The organism is Flavobacterium yafengii, assembly GCF_030010375.1.
Taxonomy (GTDB): Bacteria; Bacteroidota; Bacteroidia; order Flavobacteriales; family Flavobacteriaceae; genus Flavobacterium; species Flavobacterium yafengii.
Genome location: NZ_JASCRY010000003.1, coordinates 238,939 through 257,291 on the forward strand (window position 1 = coordinate 238,939; position 18,353 = coordinate 257,291).

The 18,353-nt window shown below is 34.6% G+C and carries 8 protein-coding genes; 1 reads left to right on the forward strand and 7 read right to left on the reverse strand.

Annotated elements, in window-relative coordinates:
- Positions 1 to 77: 77 nt before the first annotated feature.
- The gene (locus QLS97_RS11410) at positions 78 to 818 is read right to left on the reverse strand and encodes a hypothetical protein (protein WP_282716784.1); all 741 of its coding nucleotides are present in this window, start codon (positions 816 to 818) and stop codon (positions 78 to 80) included.
- 352 nt (positions 819 to 1,170) lie between these two features.
- Here QLS97_RS11410 and QLS97_RS11415 point away from each other — a divergent pair, with 352 nt between their 5' ends.
- Positions 1,171 to 2,847, forward strand: coding sequence for an AraC family transcriptional regulator (locus tag QLS97_RS11415; RefSeq protein ID WP_282716786.1), 1,677 nt, complete (start codon positions 1,171 to 1,173; stop codon positions 2,845 to 2,847).
- 192 nt (positions 2,848 to 3,039) lie between these two features.
- On the opposite strand, the gene QLS97_RS11420 is transcribed toward QLS97_RS11415, so the two are convergent.
- From QLS97_RS11420 to QLS97_RS11445, 6 genes are all read right to left on the reverse strand, one after another.
- Complete coding sequence (locus QLS97_RS11420; RefSeq protein WP_282716788.1) at positions 3,040 to 7,050, reverse strand: T9SS type B sorting domain-containing protein; 4,011 nt, start codon at positions 7,048 to 7,050, stop codon at positions 3,040 to 3,042.
- Between the two features lie 30 nt (positions 7,051 to 7,080).
- Positions 7,081 to 7,857 (reverse strand): hypothetical protein, encoded by a 777-nt coding sequence (locus QLS97_RS11425; RefSeq protein WP_282716790.1) that lies wholly within the window; start codon positions 7,855 to 7,857, stop codon positions 7,081 to 7,083.
- A 236-nt stretch (positions 7,858 to 8,093) separates the two neighbouring features.
- The gene (locus tag QLS97_RS11430; RefSeq protein WP_073355264.1) at positions 8,094 to 8,600 is read right to left on the reverse strand and encodes an Imm26 family immunity protein; all 507 of its coding nucleotides are present in this window, start codon (positions 8,598 to 8,600) and stop codon (positions 8,094 to 8,096) included.
- Between the two features lie 3 nt (positions 8,601 to 8,603).
- Complete coding sequence (locus QLS97_RS11435; RefSeq protein WP_282716793.1) at positions 8,604 to 15,014, reverse strand: RHS repeat-associated core domain-containing protein; 6,411 nt, start codon at positions 15,012 to 15,014, stop codon at positions 8,604 to 8,606.
- Positions 15,015 to 15,017: 3 nt separating this feature from the next.
- Positions 15,018 to 15,470, reverse strand: a complete 453-nt coding sequence (locus QLS97_RS11440; protein WP_282716795.1) for a T9SS type A sorting domain-containing protein — start codon at positions 15,468 to 15,470, stop codon at positions 15,018 to 15,020.
- A gap of 673 nt (positions 15,471 to 16,143) precedes the next feature.
- A complete protein-coding gene (locus QLS97_RS11445; RefSeq protein ID WP_282716797.1) occupies positions 16,144 to 18,351 on the reverse strand; it encodes a peptidase domain-containing ABC transporter in 2,208 nt (735 codons plus the stop codon).
- Positions 18,352 to 18,353 lie beyond the last annotated feature (2 nt).

Genomic DNA, 18,353 nt, shown 5'->3' on the forward strand with positions numbered 1-18,353 from the left:
AACCAGATTGAAAATGATCAGAAATAGGTAAAAAGAGTCTATTATTTTCGCTTCAATCAATAGTATTCTGTCCATTATTAATCTGTTACAAGATTATTTTGACTAATACCGGTTATGAGTGCCATCTTAATTGCGGTAAGCGATTGATCCAAAGCGCCACTTGCTCCTCCGACCCGATTACCTACAGATGTTTCCCAATCTTTATCTTTACGCTCCTTGGAATAATAAAGTGAATACCTGGCTATAGAGGATGTGGTAAGGATTATTCTCTTGTCCTCGCTGCTAAATTGAGAATTAGTCATCACCGATGATTCATAAGAAACTATGGATTGATAAATCGTTCCGTACTCCTCATTTTCCCATAAAAGTGCTGCGTTCATAAAGGTGGAAAGGCTGCCTTTCGCTGCATTTGTCATTGACGAATTTACAATAGCCTCATCGAGTTCAGCCTCTGGATTATTTACAATCGCTTGTATCTCCTCAAGATTCACAGGTACGTTCGTTGCAAAATTTAAAAGTGCCAGATCATTATTCATAACTGCTATGGCTTCAATCTGTTGACTAATTTGTGAAATTGTATTATACTGATAATTACCCGCCAAATAAGTATCAAGTATGTCATTGTGCAACTTACCGGCAAGGTCATAAACGTTTGCCGGGTTTTCAGGGGGCAAGTTTTCTACTAGACGCGCTGATTTTTCTAATTTCTTGCTATTAACTTTACTATCAGTACTATTGTCTGAAGTATCAACGCTGTCAGCAGTACAGGAAATAATTAGTAATGGAAAAACCACTAAGCATAATGAAATATTTTTCATGATTAAAATGTGTTAAATGGTACTGAGTACTTTTATTCGTCAGTTCATTTCACCCGGGTAAGCAGAACTTTAATTTAGCACGATGCCAAATATTTTTGCTTTTGAATTCAAGGCAAAGCTAGAAGTTGAATTTCGGCATCGCAACACATTACCTATGGGTTTCCACGATTTATGGTATGGATTTCATGGAAATCCACACCCCTTTTTTTGTTAAAAATTTATCATTATCAATTGTTTAGACTATATTTGAGGTAATTTCTCGCAAAACAATCCCAAGACTTTTTGTAAAGCATTGCCCTGTGCTAAAAATTGATTTTGTAGAGAAAATAGTTCCCCATTTCTTACTTAACCTATGATTAAAATATATCTATTCATATTATCTCTCTGCTTAGGGAACCAAGTTTGTGCACAACAAAATGGATTTAAAATCCCCGATACACTCCGAAATAAGAATTACGATTATCTATTTGAGCGCGCAGAAGATTTAGAAAAAGACAGTGTGAAACAATCGCTGTATCTTAGAACCTTCTTATTAAAAGCTACAGCAGAAAAGAATTCAGAAGAAATCGTAAATGGTTATAAAAATTATGTTCACTACTCGCCTGAAAATTTAAAACTAGTGTATGCAGACAGCATGATTTATGCTGCAAAAAAATCGGGGGATAATGCCTTGATTGGTTCCGCCTATCTTTCAAAGGGAATTGTATACTATGCTCAGAAAAAACATAATTATGCATTAAACAATTACCTAATAGCAAATAATTTCATTTCTAAAACTAACGATACCTATTTAATTTATAAGGTGAAATATAATATTGCCAATATAAAATACTATCTGAGGTTTTATGATGAAGCACTATCATTATTCCAGGAATGCATTACTTATTTTAAAGATGAAAATGCCAGAGCGTATTTGAATTCACTCCATTTAATTGGGCTTTGCTATAACAAAATAGGTAACTACGGTTTATGTTCCGAAACAAATGAAAAGGGTCTGGCAGAAGGAAAAAGATTGGCTAATAATGAAATGGAGTCCTATTTTATTCACTCGGAAGGGATAAATCAGTATTTCAAAAATAATTACGCAACAGCTATTAAAAAAATAACCTATTCACTACCTGCGATAAAGGAAAACGAAGATTTCGCAAATGAATCTGTAGGGTATTTTTATATCGGAAAAAGCTACTGGGCACTTAAGAAACCTAAAATGGCCCTACCTTATTTCAGAAAAGTAGATGTGATTTTTGATGCTAAAGGTTACATTCGTCCTGACCTCCTTGAGAACTACGAATTGATAATACGCTACTATAAGTCCGAAGATAATCTGAAAGCACAACTTCACTACATTGGAAAATTACTTAAAGCGGACAGTATTTTAGACCATAAATACCAATATTTATCCAGTAGAATTCATAAAGAGTATGATACTAAAGAAATCCTTTCGGAGAAAAAAAATATTGAAAACCAACTTGATAAAAGAAAACACAATGACTTCATATTTATAACTGTAATCATTTTTTTATTTTTCTCCATACTTTTACTTGCCTATAGACATATTAGAAACAAGAGTATGTACAGACAAAAATTTGAGGAGCTTATGAAAAAAAGCCAAGTTCTTAAAGTTCAAGTCAAAAATATAAATAAAGGAGCACTAGACATAAATGAGGATACCGTTGCATCAGTTTTGAAACAATTAGAAAAATTTGAAAAGGATAAAAAATTTCTGGAAAAAGATTTAACATTAGCAAAGCTCACGGTAGCTTTTGATTCTAATACTAAATATCTGTCACAGATAATCTACCATTACAGAGAGAAGAAATTTACGGAATACATCAATGATTTAAAGATCGATTATCTAATTTCAATATTAAAAATAGATAAAAGAATAAGGAATTATACAAACAAGGCATTAGCTGAAGAAGCTGGGTTTAGCAGTACGCAACGGTTTGCTAATGCTTTTTTGACCAAAACCGGGATGCCTACCTCCTATTTTATTGAAGAACTAAAAAAGAGTTACCCAACATTATAGATTAAATAATTATAAATAGAATGTATATATTGTAGTAAACAATTTAGCAAAAAAAAATCTATTAGTATACAGTACATTATTGTTTTTAATATACTTTACATCCAGTCAAGACTAGTAGGATAAAAATACCATTAAAGTACAGTAAGCTTAATTATAAATCAATATCAATTAGCATTACCCTCAAGAAAAGTCTTAACGTTTCAAAGCAAAATGCCCTTTCAAAATTCTACCGTCTTTCAGTTGTATTGAATACCAATAATCCGTTGCTGGCATTTGTTGCCCATTAAATGTTCCATTCCAGCCTTCGCCTATCGGACTGATTTGTTTAATTAATTTCCCATAGCGGTCAAAAATTTGGATGATCGTTTTTACATTTAGTGTTTCATTTGCGCCTTTAATATTCCATGTGTCATTGAAACCATCGTGGTTTGGCGTGAAATAATCAGGTATTCCCAATACGGCTACTTCTTTTGGAACTACACCACAACCGTTCAAATCCTTGACAAAAACCGTATGGATTCCTGCAGGAACATTGGTGAAAGTGTTTTCCGTTTGGTAAGCTCCAAATTCTTCATCCAAACCATACACATAATCTCCGGCACCCGATACCGAAATAGTGATACTATTGGAATTTGCTAAATCTACAATATTAATTCCTGTTACTTTGGCTATATCCGAGGCCATTACCGTAATGGTTCTTGTTCTGGAACAGCCTTGTGCATTGGAAACTTCCACGGTGTAAATACCTGCTTTATTCACGGTTAGGGTGTAATTATTCTCGCCTGCAATTGGATTTCCATTAAAGAACCAAGCATAGCTATAATTAGCAATCGGACTACCATCTTGAACTCCTGCATCAATTACTTTTGTAAATGTAGATAAGTTACTGCACACCAATTCGTCTCCTACTAAATTGATGTTCGGTACTGGATTCACTACAAACGGAAGAATTACAGTTGCCACACAAGTATTGTTTAAGGGATTAATGACTTCTACTCTTATATTTTGTGTTTCCGTAACAAACGGATTAGGTAGCGGATTCGAAAGCGGATTGTTATTTCCGTCAAAATAATGAACCGTCATTCCTGTTTGTCCATTTAGTATCGTGTTTTGGAAGGTTGAAGTGTCAAAAGCATATTTTCCATCCTGCAAATTAGGATCTGTTTCATCATCGCAGATCGTAGTTAATGTTGTTGGAACCGGAAATGCTTCAGGCAAATCGGAAACTATAAATTGTATAGTTGAATCAAAAGAACAGGCTTTTAGGGTGTTATTCGTTACGACCACTTTTAACGTTTGCGAAGCCGTTGTAAAAGGATTCGGTAAAGGGCTGGGTAATGAATTATTGTTTTGATCCAAATAAGCAACGGTAACATTGGTTAATCCGTTTAACAAGTTAGTTTGTAGTCCTGAAGTGTCAAAAGCATACATCCCATCCTGATTGTCGTCACAATGACTCTCAATAACAGGTTTTACAACTGGAATTGATTCTACGTTGAGCGTGATATGACTTCCTAAGCCCAAACAATCATTATTCAATCTGCTATCTACACGAATGTATACGTTTTGGGTATTTGGATAACCGATGTTTCTATAATTTGAAATATCGGAGATGGCCTCTTTTTCGGCGAGAGCATCGACTAAATTTCTATAATAAGTAATGTCTAATTGCTGTCCAATGGGGAAAATATTCTGAATTTGATTGGTCAAATTACTAAAATCAAATGAACTGATTCCATCGGTATTCGTGCCCGAAATTGCATCATCGCATTGCGTAAAAGTTTGTGTAAAATTTAAAGGAATTTGCGTGGTCGAAACAATGAGATTCAGTTGTGCAATTCTATAACAGCCATTGCTGTTGGTAACTCTCACATACACTTTGTCTACACTTACAATTTGATTGGTGTAGGTTGTAGCATTTGCTATTGGATTGATATTGTTTTGAGCGTCAGTTTGCGTTGTATAAAAAGAAATGGTTTCTGATGACGCATTATTTGTTATTTTAGAAATCCCTTCTTCTAAGTTAAAAACACTAAAACCATCAGTATTATCATCACATTGTTTTAAATCGACACCATTGGTAATTATCGGTAAAGCCAACACCTGAATTGTAAACGATGTTGTTGCCGAACAACTCGCATTGTCTTTATTAACCATTTTCACGTATATCGTTTCTAAAGGATTTGTATTTTGGTAGGTTGTAGGAATGACTATAGGTTGGGTTAATGCTGCATCTTTAAAGTAAGAAAGTGAAAATTGGGTAGCCGATTGTCCGTTTAAAACTGTGGATGCTCTTTGTGTTAAATCGAAAATTACACGTCCATCGGTATCTGTACCAACACTTGTATTGTCACAAACAGTGAGATTTAGAATGTTTATGGCTAAACTCGGCATTGACGAATCAAAAACATCAATACTAAAGCTTGTGGTGCTTTTGCAAGTTGTATTCACCTTGTTAGAAACTTCAGCAATAATGGTTTGTTGCTGATAGGGAATTGTGTTTATGTAATTGCTAGGAGCCGCAATAGCTACATTATTGGTGTAATCCGTAGCATTGGCAAAATAGTTTATACTATATGAACTTGGATCCTGACCATTAAGAATTGCCGGGTTTTGTGTGGTTAAATCAAAAGTATATAAGCCATCATTATTATCGTCGCAAATTAGCATGTTTTGAGGAGCAGTTGCTGTGGGAACTTGTGAAATAACAATATCTTTAGTTTTTGCCGTAGAACCTGTTACACCTGTCACTGTTACCGAAACTGTATAAGTTCCTGCAGTTGCATAGGTATGTGTTGGATTTAAATCATTTGATGTATTCCCATCGCCAAAATCCCATGTGGCAGAAGTAATGGTTTCCGATGAATTTAATGTAAATTCAGTTGCAGTTCCCAGACACAATTTTTTTGCATCAAAAAATGCATCGAAAAAAGAGGTAATAAATGGAGGTAAACCCAAAATACGTTTTGTATTTGGGGCAAGTTTCTGTCCTTCTTTATCAAAATCACAACCTAATCCCAAAATATCTGGATTATTTATAACTGCCAAAGATTCAAAACTGTATGTGCAAAAATAAATCTTTCTATTTGGTGCTAATTGCAAAGCTCCAACACCATAACTACCCCCGAAAATTTCTGTTTTTGAATTAGGAATATCCATACTCAATAAATCAAATTGTGCCAACTGATAAGAATTACCTACCGAAGCATTAAAGCTCGCATAGAGAACATTAGAATTATTAGAAAACTCCACTCCATAGGCTTTAACATCAGAAAGAATTAATTTAGAGTTTAAAACAATACCAGTCGATGTATCAAAATCAAATGTATACAACGAGCCTTTATAATTATTATAAGGACTAGTTGCCGTATCAATTTGATCAAAAGCGGCTGCTAATTTTTTGCCGTTTGGAGATGCTTTTAGATACCCTATCGCATTTCTACGATATCCAAAGGTAGGAATACTGGGTAAAACAGCTGACTTTACTGGAGTAGTACTTACTCCGCTTGATGTTACTCTAAATGCGTAAAAATTATCTGTAAACTGTGTAATAACCCAATAACCATTTCCTGAAGCATCTTTTACAGCGGTCAATTTTTCTGAACACTTATATTTTATTTCTTCTCCTAAGAGATTGGTATCATAAGTAATCAGATGATTGTTTCTACTTACAATGTCTCCTGTACTACCATTACTACCGGTTTTGCTTAAATCAACAATCGAATAATTCAACCCATTATTTAATCCATCATCATTATCGGGTGTTTTACCACTATCCGTTTCCATGTAATTTCCGGAAAATGCATTAGGATATACAGCAGCATTCTCCTGGTGAGGCTCATCCAATGTGAAAATATAATATAGGTTTGGGCTCCCTGGTTTGGGAACTATTATAGCGGACTGAGTACTAGAAATATCTCCAAACAAGCCAGTCCCATTTAGATAATCTCCATTTGGCATCACTACATGATTCTTGTCCCAAACGGTGCGACCATCACTATAAAATAATAAATCTCCATTGCTATTAGCAATAGAAGCACAACCTTCACTTGTATTTAGTTTACCATCTCCTAATGAATTAACACTACCATCCGGATTGAATTTAAGTCCTGCATTTTGTCCAAAATACCAAACACTCGCTTCCTGTTGTGAGAAAGCGAGTGAGGTGTAAAGTGTCATTAAAAGAAATAGTTTGAATTTCATGGGTTTATTCTATCCTACTAAATATTAATCTTATGGCCATTGCACCGATACTATAAACTCTAGATTTATTTCCGGGAAGGAGTAGGTTATCGTGCTGGGTTTGGTAGCAAGATAGGAAGAAAAACTAATGGTCTTATAATCCGGTGGACCATTTAGTAAATCTTGTCCCAATTGACCATCTATATCGGCCAATCCAAATCGCAAAGAAGCATTTGGGTTGATGAATAAATTTAAGGATGACAAATCCCATGTTAAATCGCCCTGATTTTCTTTGACGGTGGAACGACACCAAGAATTATTATTAAAATAGTCGCTAGAAAAAGGATTACTTTGTTGTTGTTTAACCAAACCAAATGACACATCTGCCAAACGGTTACTATCCGTTGCAGCATATTCCGGATCCCAAGCAGTACTCATCTTGTAAAACGATTTCACTTGCAAGCCAGTAATCTTAATGGCATTGCCTCTGGTTACCGTAACCACAACTGTTTTTGTCGTTTCTTCCTCTTTCTCGTTTTTGACTTTTATCTTGATCGTTTTGGTACCCAAAGTGTCAAAATTAAAATATAACTCCTTTGAAGTTCCAAAATTTGAACCACTAAAATCAACCGGGTCGGAGCCATCTTTAGTTACCGCCATCCACTTCATTGTTTCATTGCTTGTAACCGTAACGGTAAAAGGTTCGTCTATAGTAACCGTTGTTTTTGACGGTGTTATTGCTGTGCTGAAAGTGCTTTGATTTGTAGCGTCGTCTGATGACGTGCACATGCAAAAAAGCAGTGGAAATAGATAGAGTATTCGTTTCATTTTATTTATTTGATTCTTTTCTTGTTACTATTATAAAATTAATTAATCTAAGTCTATTGAGAACCCATAAAACAATTTGGATTTTCATTTGTATAATTTTAGATCGTTTTATGCTTCAATACACTTAAATCTTTTTATTTGTGGACACGGAATGCAATTCCGCGCAATCTTTCAAGAGAGAAATTCTTGTATTTCCCAGCCATCGTGGTTTTTCTATATCTGATCGATCAGAGTAGCTATTCATAATCTGGATAAAATCCATCATAGCAACCTGTTCTAATTCTATGTACAATACTTTCGGGATCCATAACAATTCCTATTTCTGCCTTCCTATTTTCTCCTTCAAGTTTTCCTACTTTTTCAGAAACGACATCATTTATATGCCATACATACCAATTATTTGAAACTTTAATAGGCTCTTCTCCTTCTATTGTGCCATAGTCATTAGTACCGCGAAACAAAATATGCTCAAAAGTTCCTACATTGGTTATATTACCTACTTTTTCCCAATAACTTAGTTTAACTCCAAACTTAACTACACAATGTGCATAAAAAAATACTTCATCTTTTATTATTTCGGCTAAATTTGGGTTTTCTTCTATTGAGTATATCTTTTTAAAACATCTAATCACATCACTATTAAGTTGTTTTAAATCATTTGTTATGTATTGAAAATAGCGTTTGGTAGTATCATTAATTTTAACAAAAAAGATATCCCCTTTTTTTACAATTACTCGTTTCATTTTTTAATTTTTTATGCCATACTGAACCCAATATTTTGGTGCAATAGAGTTTCTGATATTTAATAAGTTACTTTTTCCTGCTTGATTTATCAATGATTGTTCTAATATTCGTGCATTTATTCTACTCAAATTTTCCATTCCATCAATTACCTCGTATCTCAATAATTCTTTACCAGTACCAATGGAATTAAAGTGCTCGCCAAATCTTACATCAGGAACTCTCTCTGTTATTCCATAATATTTTACTTGTCCAGTAGCTTTATCTATACCTTGATATACTGAATTTGTACCAGCACCATCATCTATGATCCCAAGACCATCAATTTTATAACCATTACCGTCAATATTTTTTGTAAAAGTAACTTTACCAGTCGTGTTGGCTTGTGTTGTTGGAGCTGTGTTAGTCTGAGTCGTACTAGGCAATTTTGCATCTGTTTTTATTTCAGGGGCTTGTCCTTGTTTGATACCAACACTTGGCAAAGATATTGGCGATACTTGAGGATTCGGTAGTGTGCCTTTCCAAAATGTTCTGCCGTTTCTCAAAGCTGCAATACCATTGGTAGCACCTCCTAGTACACCTCCAAAAGCAATACCTGTGATAAATTCTTTACCCGACATTAGTGGGTCTCCAAAAGCAATATGATTTCCTACGCTCAAAACAACTTGTGAGTATGCAGCACCTGCCGCACCACCAGCAGCACCGGCTAAAGCACCTCCGATTCCTCCTGCAGCTCCTCCCGCAGCAGCAAATGCAGCCCCTCCTGTAAGTGCTCCTATTGTACCAGCAGCTGCCCCAATTCCAAAGGCTTTAAGTCCTTCCATATTAAACTGGCAACCGTGAGTAGCCCAATTGACAACACCTCCTACAATAGCGGCAACTACAATCCAAATCCACTCCCCGCTAGGGTCTGTGTATTTAAACGGATTATTCCAACAATACCCGTATCTATTATAATTTTGGGTATTAAATGGGTCTTGCACATAGTTATCGGGTTGCAGGAAACGATGCAACTTAGGATCATATAAGCGCCCATTCATGTGTATGAGTCCTACACTTTGCAAATGCTCATGCCCCGTGTAGCCTCTGTCAAGAATAGTAAGTCCATTCAGATTATTCCCTGTTCCGTCCTGTACTTTTGCAATATTACCCCAAGCGTCAAAGAGGCGTTTTTCTAACACTTGTCCAGTGTCGTTGGTTATAGCCAGAATACTGCCTTGGTAATCGCGGTGTAAATATAAATAATTTTGGGTTGTACCGTTACTTTTTAATACAATTGGTGCAGTATAACCATCGCCGCCTATATAGGTTACAAATTCTACTTCGCCAGTGGCACTATTCTGTTTTATCTCCATAGTACCGTCAGCAGAAAAGTGCTTGCGGTATTGTCTAAGCAGTTTGTCGTCCTGCAATCCACCGTAAAACATAGTGCTACGGTCATTACCATCGTTGTAAGTAAAACTGATTTTGTCAATGCCTGCTTCCTCAATTTGCACGGGGCTCTTAAAGCTGTTATAGCTGATGTTTTGGGTAGGCTTGGGAGTATAATAGGTTTTGGCCTCCGGTGTAATGGTTACCGAGGTATTTTGATACGGTTTGGCTGTAGTAGTATAGTTATACGTTCCTATTGCGTTTTGCGTTATCCTACCTCGGTCGTCATAGGTTTGGGTTTCTTGCAATCCTTGTGCATTCGTATAAGAAGTTAACCTATCTAAACTGTCGTATTGAAAACTTTCGTTCCAGTTAAACAAGCTATTGGTGCGGCTAGTCAAGTTTCCTTTTTGCGGGTCAAAAACCGTGTTCAAAGTCATCACATTACCCGGGCTTATACCTATTCGATCATGTTTTATTTGAGTTACAAATCCATAGTTGTCGTAGGTGTTCGTAATTGCAATATTACCATTGCCAATGGAGGCAGTTGTCAATTGACCTCTTGCATTTGTCGTATTGGTTTGCCAAAGCGGTTGGCTAGTTGCATCATCGAGTATTTGCCAAAGAGAACCATTTTGGTAGGTGTTTTTTATGGTTTTTGCACTTGTTTTTCCGTTTGCCAATACTACCGCTGTACTGGTTTTTTTATCTATTCTGCCAAAAGCATCAAAGGTGAATTGTTTGGTAAAAGTGGCATAAGGCGTTGTTTCGGTCGTTTTAAACAATCTTTTATAAGAATCGTATTCATACGAGTTATTCGTAATTGTATTTCCTTCTAAAATATTCTTAAATACACTTGACGTAAGCAACTTGGTGGCTGTGTCATAAACATAAGTCGATTCGCTATTGGTATTCGTTCCTACTATAGTTTTCTTGGTCAATTTGCCTACAGCATCAAGAGTATAGGTCGTAACTCCGTTTGGATTGGTTTCACTGGTGGTTTCTCCCAATAAATTATAGGTATACGTATACGTTCCTGCTGAGGGATCTATCAGTTTGGTCTTTCTTCCCCAGCCATCCTGTTCTATGTTAGTTATTACTCCGCCATAATTTGTAGTTTTCAAATTGCCATTGGCAAAATAAGTGTAGTTGATAGTCCCCCCTGGTGTATCGGTCATAGCCACCACATTGCCTATGGCATTTTTTGTTGAAGATTTGGTTTTTGTTCCGTCATTCACCGTTGTGGTCAATCCGGAATATCCCATGGTAACTGTCTTTCCCGTAAAGGAAATGCTTTGGCTTATTCTGCTATAAACGTCATATTGAGTTTCATTCCATTGGGTTGGACTGGTACCAAAATATGGTTCGCTTACTTTATAATTTCGATCATAAATATCATATAAATAAGAAACAGTAGAAAAATTCCCATTGAGGTCTTTGACTGCCGATGTAATTTTTCTTCCCAAATCGTCAAATACTTCTTGACTGCCACTGCCATCATGTCCAGTGGTGGTTACAATGGATTTTTCGGAACTTCGAGTATAGCTATAGGTATTGCTTTTGCCCAGATAATCGGTTGTTTTTATTTTCTTAAACCAAGCATCATAACTGTAAGATGTATTTAAGCCAGATGGATTGGTCTCGGAGTTTAATAATCCGTTGCTGGTGTTATATGCAAATGTTGTTGCCAATCCCTCAATATCAATACTTTTTGTTAAAAAACGCCCCGAGGTGTCGTATTCATAATTTGTAACTCTTGGTGTGAGCCCTATTGCTGTTATTGTTTTTTTTGTGATGTTGCCAAAAGTATCATAAATATTGTCCTCGGTAATATAATCCATATTATGTCCCTTTTTCCTTACTTGAGATAGCAGATGATTCGTGAATGTATATAATTCTTCACTGGTCATGGTATCTCCCGAAGCCGTCACGCTTTGTGTTTTGCTGGTGGGTCTGCCAATATAATAGGTCGATGCTGCCGGTTGGTTGTCATACCCTACATTACTCACGCTGGTTTGTTCTATGGTTGTTCCATTTTTGAGCGTTGTGGTCGATTGCGTGGGATTATTATAGGTGTCATATACGGTTGTGGTCTCGCTATTGGTATTGTCCAGCCCATTATACTGTTGTGAAATGGTATTCTTGATTTTATATACTTTGCTTGGTAAAAGTTCGCTTTCATATGTCAGTAAAGATTTTGAAATAAAATCAGTAGCCGTATAATTACCTGAAAGATACCCCAAATACAGCACAGAATAATTCTCGGTATTGGCACCTCTTAAATTTACATCGAATTTTGAAATACTTGATATAATGGTTGTGTTATCATCATGCCAATTGGTCCGCATCGTAGAACGGAACCCCAGAAAACCAAGGCCTTCTAAATTAGAAACCGCACCATAATAAGAAAATAATTGTTTCTTATAAACAGCTGTACTTTGTTTTTCCAATTTTGTTACCACCTGAAATGTTGGAGCTACAACAATATCCGTATTTGGATAGTTTTCTGTATAACCGCTATCCGTATAAATAGAATTATAACCTTCTGTTGAATGGGGATCTAATGGTTGATAAGTAATGGATTCGGTAACGCCATTGCCTGTGGTGATGGTACTAAGTAAGCGGTCAACACTAAAGTCCTTTTGAGATTGGAAATGATGAATGTTATTATTTGAAGCAAAGGAAATTTCAAGTTTTTTATTAAGCTTGTCTGCAGAAAGAAAGATAGGCAAAGGATAGGCTACTATATTACTTTGTAGTCCTGTCTCCTTATACATATCTGAAACAAAATTAGAATCCATATTTCTGAATAAACGCATACTTACAAAGCCTTTTTGGTATGAATTAATTCCTGCTATTGTAGCTGTTTGACTGGTGTTATTTCTATATGTTCTAACTAAAATCAAATCAGTTTTCCCATCATTATTTAGATCACTTGGAATAATTTGAAAGGTATCGGCTGAATTATTTTGCTGATAAGGAATGCTATAAATTACATCGGTTTTTATAAATGATACACCAGTTGATGTATATTTCGCATAATTATTTCCATATGCTTTTGGAATAATAAAGTCGGTTTTTCCATCTCCATTGTAATCCCCCATCAAGATTGGTTTATCAAGAACTATGCTAGTATCAGCTGTTGTGTTTTGATAGAGCAATACAAAATAGTTAGCATCACTTAATGTATAAACTTTTAGAAAACCTGCATCAAAAACAAATATATCCGATTTTCCATCCCCGTTAAAATCAGCAACCATAAATTTGCTGTTCGCGTTGGATGTTATGTAGCCCGCATGATTTACAAAATCAGCAGTCAATCTTCTGTCAAGGTTTACAAAATAAGAGTTTCCTCCAGAACGTGTTGTGGTATATCCGTAGCATCCATACTGATAAGAATAGGTAATTGGCTTTTCGATAGCAACTACATCCGTCAGACCATCACCATTAAAATCTCCATTTACATAACTTTTTGGTATATCTAGTTCAATCGGCAGAGGTGGTTCCTCTTCAATTGGAACAATAATCCTACTAGTGTTATTGACTCGTTGCAGCATTGGCTCATTGCCGCCACAATTATAATCATTATAGTAAATGAATTTCGGGAATTGATATGCTTTTTCGTATTGAAAATAAATTGGACTTGTAATACCCGCAGAATAAGTACTAAAAGTAGTGGTATCTGTGGAGGAGTTTAATTTGATAACGGCCCATCCCTGCATCGGCATCAATTTGTTACTCCAACTTAACCATGAGACCGGGAAAATATCATCAAATTTACCCACAGGGTGTTCCCAACCTATATTTGTGCTAGTTCCTGAACTGATGTCGGAAAAAAGCCAATATTTTGCTTTACTATCGGTACCCGTTGTGGGATACAGTAAGAAATCCATTTTACCATCTCCATCAAAATCTCCAGAAACGGTTGAAGTATTTTGTGATGATATATTTCCAACGGTCAAACTGGCTGTAATTGGTGAATATGTGATTAATTCATTAGTATTTTCATAGCTAAACATAGTAGGATTGTAGCTTTTGGTATTATCACCACTTTTTTCGGTTACACTTGTCAAGCGTTCATAACCTAACGAGGTCAAATCATGCGCTAAATCATAATTCCTAAAACCAACACCGTTACCAGTAACCTGAATTTTTTTTAGAATTTTGTTATTTACCAAGCTTTGCCCACCAGCATAAACCTGTTCTAGTCTTTTTCTTACTTCATAAAGAAAATTAATCTTGTTGATTCCTGCTTCTTCAATTATTGCTCCATAATAGATGGATTTAATAACCAATGGAATAGTAGCGTCTATGTATTCATAGACAATTTGTACTCCTTGCGGATTTTCCCAAGAGGCAATTCCCCATTCCATTATTGATCGTTGGTTTTGATTCCTTCCATAATAAGCTTTGGAGCCATCTGGGTATTCTACCAGAAAATAAGCAGGACCGTAATTTGCACCGCTTGGATGTACTCCATAAGAGGTTATTTTTACATTGGAAAAACTCTCGGTTTCGTAAACCGTACCATTGCCACCATAAACACCGCCGTTCTTAACGATCAAGCGTTGCCCATCAAAAGCAAAACGATCCAGATTATCAAAATCTACGGCATCAATTGTACCATCATGAAACTTGGTTGATGGAATTCTGGTAATGGCAGAAACTCCCGAGATATTCCAACCATAACCTGCCACTCCGTTACCACCTTGACTGTTGTAAGTTAAACTTACTTGTGGAACAACCCCATTGATTCCTGGTGACATCGCAATAGGAATGCTATAGCTGGCTCCTCCGGTGAGTGAAACTGACAGTTGTCCTTCGGTTATTCCTACTTCAGTAGATGTTCCTGTCGGAGTTATAGCCGAAGCAGGCAGTATTTTAGCAGTTTGATTAACTCGACTCGTAGTATTTGATGTTTTTTCTAGCGCATTTGGCATTCTTTTTATAGGTTTCAAACCTTGCACAGGTGTTCCTTCTAAATCTTGTGCAGAAACAAAAAAAGAGAATCCCACAAATAGTAGGGTAAAGTAAAAATTCTTCATATGCTATTGTTTAATGATTTTAATATTTTTTTGTTCCCCATTGGTGTAAGACAAAACAATTAGATATGTTCCTGATGCGTATGTTTGAAAAGGAATGTTTTGAGTATTATTTTTCTCTAATCCAGAATATGACTTTAGCAATTGCCCACTCAAACCAAATACTTGTATAGAAGTAACTAGATTACCTTCTATAAGTTCCCATTTAAGATACAATTCTTCTTTTACAGGATTAGGGTAATAGGAAATAACATCTTCAGGGAAGAATTTTTGCAAATCTTCTTCTTTCAATGCTATTATTTCTTTGGGTTTAACATTCGCTGTTTTGGAAGTTGTACATTGAAGACACAGACTTCTTTGGATTTGGTTGCCAGCATTATCGTAGGTGAATGTAATTCTGTCTTGAGCATTACTTAAAGTAACACTTAATAATAGCATTAAGTAGATGATTTTTTTCATTTTAAGTTTTTTTCGTGATGTTTTACGATGAAGTATTAAAAATTCATAAACGAAAGTAACCACTTGAAAAACAATAAAAAAACAACTCTAACCTACTTTAACAAATGAGGTAGTTTTACTGTAATAAATGTTAAAATTTTAAATGTAAAGTACTAAACATAGGAACCCTCGACAGCTGCGCCGAGGGTGATACATAGCCGGATAAAATTAACTATCTACAATTTTTAGATAACTTTTTACAATCACTTCTGTAGTGCCATAAAATAAGCGATTCAGCATGCTATTCTTCCCTTACGAAATTCTTTTTGAAATAGGGAAAGGCTTTTAGTTTGTGTACTATTTAATGTGATAACTTTAATAAAAAAGAATGCCATAATTATGGCTATGAGCAAGATAATTTTATTCATAAATAATTAATTTTAAATTAATTATTCGAAAATAGCTACTCAAAAAAGAATAAAAAAACTTCATCAGTAACCTTTAACAAATGATGTCTTTTTTAGGCAAACTATGTTAAATTCAGACAGTGGTAATTAAAATATCATAACATACTGTTCTTATTAAAGCTAAAAAAAGTAAATTTCCCCATCTTAAAATAGCTAGAGGTAGATCTGAAAGAACATCTCTTACTTGTTCACTATAAATTTTCAATCCGTCATTCAATTCTTCCATACTAATTTCCTAATTCCAATTGATTTTTTACCAAATTATAATAACTGGCTTTATTATAAACCAATTCAGGGTGATTTCCTTGTTCTACAATTTTACCATCTTTAAGGACTACGATGTTGTCAGCATTTTTTACGGTGCTTAAACGATGCGCAATAATAATAACCGTTTTCCCTTTAAAAAATTCTTGAAGATTATCATGTATAATTTTTTCATTCTCAGCATCAAGAGCTGATGTAGCTTCATCAAAGAAAATATAATGTGGGTTTTTATAAACGGCACGAGCAATTAAAATTCTTTGTTTTTGACCACCAGAAATACCATTTCCAGATGCTCCAATTCTGGTGTTAAAATGAAGCGGTAATGTTCTTATATATTCTACGATATTAGCAATTTTACCTGCTTTAATTAATTTTTCCTTATCAACTATTTCATCTCCAGTACCAATATTCCTTTCTATAGTATCTGAAAAAATAAAACCATCCTGCATTACTACACCACAATTTTCTCTTAAACTTTTTGGAGAAAGTTCTTTTATATTTGCGGCATTATAGAATATTTCTCCTTCGGTTGGAGCATAAAATTTTAGCAATAATTTCATTAAAGTTGTTTTACCACTACCGCTTGCACCTACTATGGCGGTAATTTTCCCTTCAGGGATAAACAAATTAATATTTTTTAAAACATAGGGAGATCTTGGTCCTTCGTATTGAAAAGAAACATTATTGAATTTAATTCCTCTTACAGTATTATTATCAGAAGTTAAATTTTGCTTTGCTATTTTTAATAAGCTTTCACTTTCTTCTATTGGGTGATTTTGCATTTCGTTTAATCGTTCTAGACTAAGTTTCGCCTCCTGCAAAGATCTAAAAAAGCCAATTAATTGATTAACAGGTGAGTTCATTTGTCCAATAATAAATGAAACGCTCAACAATTCGCCTAAAGTCATATTTCCTTCAACTACGTATGTTGCAGCAAGAAATGTTACTACAATATTTTTGAGTTGATTAACAAACTCGAAACCAGAAGATTGAATTTGATTGAGTTTTAATATTCTAATATTTATTTTAAAAAGTTTTTGTTGAATTGCTTCCCACTCATTGCGCTTAAAATCTTCAAATTGATTGAGTTTCATTTCGGTAACGCCATTTATGATTTCATAAATAGATTCTTGATTATTGCTCCGTTGTTGAAAACGGAAATAATCTAAAATTTTTATCTTTTTTAGCCAATAGATTGACCAATAGATTGAAATAAAGGTTAGCGTTAAATAGACAAATAAAATTTTAATATCATAATAACAAAGTACTCCAAAAAAAACAGAAAAAGTGATTATAGAAAAAAATGTAGCGAGACTTTGGGAAGTTAAAAAAGTTTCTACTCTTTCATTATCTTGTATTCTTTGATTGAAATCTCCCATCATTTTAGTGTCAAAAAACTTTATGGGGAGCTGTAATAATTTTTTAAGAAAATCGGATATAATAGTAATACTGATTTTAGTTCCAACAAATAGCATGAGCCAATTACGAATAATCTCTATAATTACTGAACCTAGAAACACACCTAATTGAGCTAACAAAATGACACCTATAAAGCCTAAGTCTTTTTTATTAACGCCTTTGTCTATTAAATTTTGGGTCAAAAATGGAAAAATCAAAGTTAAACCACTACCTAAAAATAACATTAAAAACATTAATGACAATTGCTTTTTATAGGGAGTTAGATAACTCAACATGTATTTAATCGTTAATTTTTCGGCTTTAGAAGGATCTAAATTATAGAATTTTTTTGTCGGTTTAAGAAATAAAGCTACACCTTTATTATCATCTGCGATCCATGATTTTTTAAATTTTTCCTCATTTAAAGAGATCATACCATAACCCGGATCAGCTATTTTAAAATTATATTGGTTTGAAAATATTTTTTTTGATATTTTTTTAATTACTACAAAATGATTTTGATTCCAATGTACAATACATGGTAATAAATCTTTTTCTCCTAAAAGAGTTTCAATAGTTAATTTAGTTGAAACGACGTCAAAACCTATGTTTTGAGCAGCTTCTGTTATTCCCAATAAAGAAACTCCTTCACGCGTAATGAAGGAGTTGTTTCTTAATGTTTCTAATGAGTAATTTTTTCCATAAAAACTACTAACCATGCCTAAACATGCTGGACCACAATCCATTTGGTCATGTTGATGGATGAAATTCATTT